Raw genomic sequence first — 7741 nt, 5'->3', positions numbered from 1 at the left:
AACTGAGCAAATACAAACTTGTCTTGAAACATATGCGGTCATAGTAAAACTACCGCAAAGATAAAATTTCAAGTCCGTTCGCTCGAAAAATCCATGTAACTAACTATATTTCAATAATTTCAAAGAAATTTTTCAGATTTTAATGGGACAGTAGTGATTATAAATATAAATTAAAATTTTGTGTTGTTGTTATTATGAAAAAGTTTAAAATTTTAGCATTGTTGTGTTTTTCTTTATTCTTACTATTTGTCTCATCTTGTGGTGATGATGAACTATTGTTTAATTTTGATGAGAATGGAGAGTGTTATGATCCTTCGGCTCGTTCGTTGTCGACAGAGAAGTTTAAATCGCTTGTACTCAACAATGGCTGGAAACATGTTTCCACGCATGAAATAACAGCTGATGGCAAATGGCAAAAAGAAAATTTTTATGAAGTTATGGATGGAGGAAGTCCGCATCATCTTTTCTTTGAAAGTATGACAACTGTTAAGGTGTTTTCTCAGATTGTTATGCCAGATGCACCACGTCTATCTCATAGATATGCTTATGATTACTTGGAAGAACGAAACAAGATCATTTTGAAGTCCGAAAATAAAAGGGATTTATATATGCAGATTTTATCTGTGGATGATAAGACATTGCGGTTGTTAGAATGTATGGGAGTGCATGCGGATGGTACTAAATTTTACACCTATGTTGTATATCGGAAGATGACAGAGGAGGAATTGGAAGAGTTTCAAACAAATTATACTGAATAGATTTTGATAATGGGGATTGGCTTGAAGTAGTAACTTTTTGAGTCGGTTCCGATTATTGTTTTGTTTAATAAATTTATGGATATCATGAAAAACAGATTTTATTTTTTGCTGCTTTTATTGGGAATGCTGATGTGTTCCTGCGAAAATGCAATTGAAGAGAACAACGTACAGAATGTAGCATCAACAGGTGTGCTTGTCACGAAAACCAATCCGATTGATGAAGTCACTATAGACGTGGTGAAGAAAGTAGCCGGTATGTATGGAAATGCGCAAAGCGCACAGACAAGGGGCGGTGAAGAGAGGACCATCGAAGAAGTGGTTCCTTCACCATATAATTTCTCTACCGATCGCAAGGATATCGTAGACATATATCCTGCCAAGTGACATCTATTGAACTGACGTTAAAAAGCAAGGTAAAAGTTTTGCCATGCGAAATAAAAGATTCTTCTTTGCCGGAAGAAAATGGAATTTATGGGCTACGAATAAGAAAAGAGAACAGTAATCGTATAATGGAAAAATACACTTTATGGAGCAGCCTGCTCCTGACAGCCGCCGGAACGGCGGCTGCTCAAAACAAGGCAGAGAACGCAAAGCAAGCCGATGTGCAGGCAGATAAGCCCCACATCGTCCTTATCGTTGCCGACCAACACCGGGGCGATGCCATGAACTGCATGGGAAATCCGGCGGTAGATACCCCGAACATGGATGCACTGGCGCACGATGGAACTCTCTTCATGAACGGCTACTCCTCCACACCGAGCAGCACGCCGGCACGCGCAGGGCTGCTCACCGGATTCTCGCCCTGGCATCACGGTATGCTGGGCTACGGCCGGGTGGGCAGCTGCTATCGGTATGAGATGCCTGCGATGCTGAAAGAGCTGGGCTATTTCACCTTCGGTATCGGCAAGATGCACTGGTTTCCACAGAAAGCCCTGCACGGTTTCCACGGCACGCTGGTGGACGAGAGCGGACGTGTGGAGAGCGACGACTTTGTGAGCGACTACCGCCTGTGGTTCCAGATGCAGGCACCCGGAAGGGATTCGGATGCCACGGGTATCGGATGGAATGCGCATGGAGGAGGGGTGTATCGCCTGCCCGAAGCACTCCACCCCACGGCATGGACCGGACAGATGGCATGCGAGATGATACGTAATTATGATAAGGGAAGCGGTGAACCGCTCTTCCTGAAAGTCTCCTTTGCACGTCCGCACAGCCCGTACGATCCGCCGCAGAGGTTGATGGAGGAGTATAAAGGGAAGGATGTTCCCGCGCCTGCCGTAGGCGAATGGTGCAAGGACAAGGAGTATGCCGCGCCCCGTGACGTGGCTACGGCCGAGAAGGACGCTGCTTTCGGCAATTTCGGCGAGGAGTATGCCAAGGAGTCACGCAGGTACTACTATGCCAATGTGACGTTTGTGGACGAAGAGATAGGAAAGGTGGTTCGGACACTGAAAGAGAAAGGCATGTACGACAACGCACTTATCTGTTATGTGTCGGATCATGGAGACATGCTGGGCGACCATCACCACTGGCGCAAGACCTATCCCTATGAGGGTTCGGCGCATGTGCCCTACATCGTGAAGTGGCCTGCGGCGTGCGGCTTCGAGAAGGGAGGCAAGGTGGAAGCTCCGGTAGAACTGAGAGACCTGTTGCCCACTTTCCTCGACATGGCAGGAGGCAAGGTGCCTGAAGACATGGACGGACGCTCGCTGGCAACACTGATGAAAGGCGGAAACAACGGGTGGCGCAAGTACATAGATCTGGAGCACTCCACGTGCTATAGCCCCGATAATTATTGGTGTGCGCTGACCGATGGAAAAATCAAGTACGTATGGCGTTTCCATACGGGCGAGGAAGAGCTGTTCGACCTGACGAAGGACCCGCAGGAGCTGAGGAATGTGGCGAAAGAGAAGAAATACGCTGCACGGTTGCGCGAGATGCGCGGCGAGATGGTGAAGCATCTGGCTGAGCGCGGAGAGGAGTTTGTGAAGGACGGGCAGTTGCAGGTACTGAAACGTACGGTGCTTTACAGTCCGTTGTTTCCCGATGAAAATCCGGTAGATACAGGCATCTGAAAAGAGAAAAGGTCTGCGTATGTATGATTTGTTAAGCGGAAGATTTTCAAATGAAAATTCCTTCCGCTTTTTTGTTCTTTATTAAATAGGATGGCATTCAATGATTTTTATTACCTTTAGTCCCGCATTTGAATGGCTTATTATATTTAATCGGAAAATATCATTATGAAAAACAGAACTTTAGTTGTACTGTGTTTCTTTATCTGTACATGGATGGCAGTAAATGCCGCAGAAAATTATAAGTTCAGGACACTCTCGCCCGATGGCGGCTTTTATTACGATGGGGTCAAATCAATAGAGCAGGATAAGGATGGTTTTGTATGGGTAATGATGGACTATGAACTATACCGTTTTGACGGCTACAAGTATAAGAAGTATTACCCTCGTTTTGCAGAAATAGCTCCGACGAAGCGATGGATATTCATCGGTATGGATTCGGATGAGAAAGGTAATCTTTATGTGAATACCAACAACGGGTTATATCGACATGATAGGATATCGGATAAGTTCGAGCGCGTGTTCGGGAACGTCGCTTTGGTGAAGATAGATGGCAGGGATAGGCTTTGGGTGAGGCGGGATAATCTCTACGGATTGCCTGATACTATTACCGGTGAAATCCGGATACCCGAATATGACGGGAAGAAAGCGACGTATGTTAATCCGGCTTTTTGTGTGCACAACAAAGATGTGTATACATTCGTCTATAGGCAGGTGTACAGATACAACGAAGCGGAAAATCACTTTAGCTTTTGCATGCGGCTGCCCGGTAAGGGGGGAAACATCCGCTTTGCGCGGGCGCGGGCAGGAAAAATGTGGGTGTATGTGGATAAAGAAGGGCTCTATAAGATTGACTTGTCGTCGTTTGAGATAGAAGAACACAGCAAAGCCTTTACCGGATGTGAGGAGAACGGACTCAGGGAGTTTTATGTAGACCGCAAAGGAAAGGTCTGGCTGGGTACGATGGAAGGACTCTACATCTTCGACTCTGCCACCGGCGCAATGATGGAATACAAGCATTCGACAACGGATGCTTTCAGCCTGCCGAACAATTCCGTATGGAAGATTTATGAAGACAGGCAAGGCAATGTATGGATAGGAACCTATTCGGGGAAGCTGTGCTACGTGGATATGGAGGAGGGAAATGCTTTTCGTTCCTATCTCGCCGGAAGCAGCGGCCTGAACTATGCACCGGTCAGTGCCTTTGCCGAAGACGAAGATTATCTGTGGATAGGTACCGAAGGCGGAGGCGTGAACCGGATGGACAAGCGGACAGGCAAGTTCCGATTGCTGGCAGACGGACAAAACGTGGTGTCCAACAATATTAAATCGTTGATGATGGACGGAGGACGCAATCTTTGGGTCTCGATGTTCAGGGGCGGTATTGAGGTGTTTCATGCCGGACACCGGGAAACGGCCCATTATAAACGTGGTCGCGACGGGGCGGGAGAATTGTTGGTGAATGATGTGCGCAAGACGGTGCTCGAAGGAGATTCGGGGCTGTGGGTAGCTTATCAGTATCCGGCACCGAAGATTTCTTATTTTTCTTTCAAGGAAAAGATGTTCAAACACATCAGTCTGGACAGTGTGGGAAATTACGATTATCTGTTTGATATTCTGAAGCAGGGCGAACGGACATTGTGGGCCATCAGTAACGAAGCGCTTTATCGGGTTGACACACTGACCGGGGAGATAAGAAAAGTGCAGCCGGGAGATTCCGAATATTTGGGGCTGTTCACTTTCTGTCTGGATGACAATGGGAATATCTGGATAGGAACTATCGGTAACGGTCTGATAAAGTTCGACACCAACACCTTGGAATTCATCCCGATGAAAGACGCACTGCAGCGGGATGTATATTCCATTTACAGTATCTGTTACAGCGATGGCAAAGTGTGGATGGGAACGGACGACGGGCTATGTTGTTATGATACGGCGAGTGAACGTCTGATGAAGTTCGATAAGCGTGAGAATACACAAGGGCAGGTATATTATCCGTTGGCAGTATTGAAGGGTAAGGACGGCAAACTCTATTTCGGAGGTACCAATGGGTTTACGGTGGTAGACCCCGCACGTATATCCTATAACCGTTACAAGCCGCGGGCAGTCATATCGGAATTTTTTGTGAATCATGAGCCGGTCCATCCCAAGTATGGCGTGAGCGACTCGTTCCATACCATCATGTTGGATTACGATGAATCGAACTTCGGTTTTGAATTTTCGGCGGATAATTACCAGATTCCGGAGAAAAACATGTTCAGGTATAGGCTGAAGGGATATAACGACGGTTGGATTACAGTGGATGCAAGGCAGCGCACGGTGATGTACTCCAAAGTGGTGGCAGGAACCTATTTCTTTGAAGTATGCGCTGCAAACAACGATGGTGTGTGGGGTGAACCTACAGTCATCAAGGTAGTGAGGCGCAGGGCTCCTTGGCTAAGCGTGCCTGCCTATTTCTGTTATGCATTGGCATTGCTTGGCATGGCGTATGTGGTTTTCAGGCACTATGCCGAGAAGAAGCGCTTGAAGATGATGCTCTATCAGGAAAATGTGGAACGGGAGAAGAAGGAACAGATACATCAGGCACAGTTGCGCTTCTTTACCAACATATCACATGATTTCCGCACTCCGCTGTCGCTGATTATGGCCGCTTTGGACAAACTGAGGCGCGAGGGCCTGAAAGAGTATTATTACCGTATACTGAATGGAAACGTGCAACGGCTGTTGAATTTGGTAAATGAACTGATGGACTTCCGAACCGTGGAGAACGGGATGATGAAGTTGGAACTGGAGCAGATAGACGTGAACAGCTTCGTGAAAGGTATTGCGGGCGATTTTATGGATTATGCTGCCGAGCGGAAAATCAGTTTCAGGATAGAGTGTGACGACACATTGCCAGCAGAGGTGTATGCGGACAAGAATGTGGTGGAGAAAATCGTGATGAACTTGCTGAACAATGCTTTCAAATACACGCGCGACGGAGGGAATATCGTGTTGATGACCAAACGCGGCCAAAAGTTTGCATCGCAGTGGACTGGGCACTACAAGGTGGGCGACTGCATGGAGGATGCTTTCTCCATCGTGGTGAGCGACACGGGTGTAGGCATTTCGGGTGAGTCGATCAGCAGCGTGTTCGAGAGATTCTACAAGGTGAACACCGTGAATGCCGATTCGCATTTGGGAACGGGTATCGGGCTGGCGTTGGTGAAAAGCCTGGTGTTGTTGCAGAAAGGGTGCGTATCCATTTATAGTGAACGGGAGAAGGGGACGGATATGGTGGTTTGTCTTCCCATGGATAGCAGTGTGTTCGGCGAGTCGGATTTTGCCCGACGGAAGTCAGGTGGTATGTCCGAATCCCCCGCATTCTTGCCTGAGGCAGGCGAAACTCAGGAAGACACGAAGGAGCCGGAATCGGAGACTGTGCCTCCGAGTGCCCGGAAAATCCTGATTGTAGAGGACAACACGGATTTGAGAGTGCTCATTGCGGAAGCCTTGTCGGACGAATTCCAAGTGATGCAGGCGGGTGACGGTGTCGAGGCACTGAAACTGATGGAAGATTTGGAGTTCGATCTGGTGATAAGCGATATCATGATGTCGCGCAAGGACGGAGTATCTTTATGCAATGACATCAAAAGTAATGTGAATACTTCGCACATTCCGGTGATTCTGTTAACGGCAAAGACCAGTCTGGAGAGTAAGATTGAGGGAGCGGATTCCGGTGCGGACCTCTATTTTGAAAAACCGATAGACTTGACTTATCTGAAGCTTTCGATACAAAATGTATTTAAAAATCGGCAGCAACTGAAGGAGCATTATGCCAAAAACTATTATGCGGACAGCGGTGAGCTGGCAACCAATGAACAAGACAATAAGTTCTTGAAGCAACTGGTGGCATTTATAGACGGGCACATGGACAGGTCGGACATGGATGTGAACCTGATAGCGGAAGAACTGATGATGAGCCGGAGCAAGCTTTATACGAAAGTGAAAAGCCTGACAGGAAAATCGGTCGTGGAGTTTGTGCTGAATTGTCGGTTGCGCAAGGCGGCGAAACTGATTATAGAAGAGAACATGACCATGCGTGAGATAATGATTCAAGTAGGCATCGAGAGCCAGGCCTATTTTACAAACTCATTCAAAAAAGTATTTGGCGAAACTCCTACGTCTTTTGCTAATAAGCATAAAAAGAAGGGATAAGAGCAATTTGGATAAAAGAAATAACGAATAGAGCAAGATGCTGCGAGTGGAAAGGCCTTCCTTTGCGAAGACTTTTTAAACTTGATAGCATGAAAAGAATTTTACGACCATTTGTTATGTTTTTATTGTTGGCAGGAGCCGGAGTGACGACCGCCCAAGTGCAACCGCGTCTTTTGCCTGCTGAGCAGGAAATTTCATTGAAGTATGGTGCCGGGCGTCTGGGGAAACGCCAGGATGCGGATATGAAAAGATTCCGCGACAATCGTCTGGGAGCTTTCATCCATTGGGGGCTTTATGCCATTCCCGGTGGTGAATGGAACGGAGAAATGTATGGAGGTGCCGCCGAATGGCTGAAAGCGTGGGCCAAGGTTCCGGCAGACGAATGGCTTAAACTCATGGAACAATGGAATCCTACGAGGTTTAATCCGAAAGCTTGGGCGAAGATGGCGAAAAAGATGGGCGTGAAGTATGTCAAGATTACAACGAAGCACCATGAGGGGTTCTGCCTCTGGCCAAGCAAATATACACAATATACGGTAGCACAAACACCTTATAAAAAAGATATATTGGGAGAAATGGTTAAAGCCTACCTGTTGGTTGAATTAAATTAGAGAATATTTTATCCGCCCAATCGGATGATGATTAACGAAATTGACATATTGCATGAACGTCATTGCTGCTATTTTGCCTGCTATGCGGGTGAAAAGACCGCAG

At 47.0% G+C, this 7741-nt stretch carries 4 protein-coding genes and 2 pseudogenes; 5 read left to right on the top strand and 1 reads right to left on the bottom strand.

Annotation, left to right across the window (positions count from 1 at the left end; translation table 11 throughout):
* The first annotated feature begins 194 nt into the window (after positions 1-194).
* The 5 genes and pseudogenes from HU824_RS18645 to HU824_RS18625 all read left to right on the top strand — a co-directional run.
* Entirely contained in the window at positions 195-758 is a 564-nt protein-coding gene (locus HU824_RS18645) for a hypothetical protein (RefSeq protein ID WP_176469666.1), read from the top strand.
* Between the two features lie 84 nt (positions 759-842).
* On the top strand, positions 843-1142 hold the full coding sequence (locus HU824_RS18640; RefSeq protein ID WP_176469665.1) for a hypothetical protein: 300 nt from the start codon (positions 843-845) through the stop codon (positions 1140-1142).
* 125 nt (positions 1143-1267) lie between these two features.
* On the top strand, positions 1268-2833 hold the full coding sequence (locus HU824_RS18635) for an arylsulfatase (protein ID WP_176469664.1): 1566 nt from the start codon (positions 1268-1270) through the stop codon (positions 2831-2833).
* Positions 2834-2998: 165 nt separating this feature from the next.
* Entirely contained in the window at positions 2999-7027 is a 4029-nt protein-coding gene (locus tag HU824_RS18630; RefSeq protein ID WP_176469663.1) for a hybrid sensor histidine kinase/response regulator transcription factor, read from the top strand.
* Positions 7028-7116: 89 nt separating this feature from the next.
* Positions 7117-7617, top strand: a pseudogene (locus tag HU824_RS18625) (alpha-L-fucosidase); the annotation flags it as partial.
* Positions 7618-7629: 12 nt separating this feature from the next.
* Here HU824_RS18625 and HU824_RS18620 read toward each other — a convergent pair.
* Positions 7630-7741, bottom strand: a pseudogene (locus HU824_RS18620) (IS982 family transposase); the annotation flags it as partial.

It is taken from the genome of Bacteroides sp. L10-4, from assembly GCF_013373675.1.
GTDB classification, from domain to species: Bacteria; Bacteroidota; Bacteroidia; order Bacteroidales; family Bacteroidaceae; genus Bacteroides; species Bacteroides muris.
This window is presented reverse-complemented; position numbering and strand designations above follow the sequence as displayed.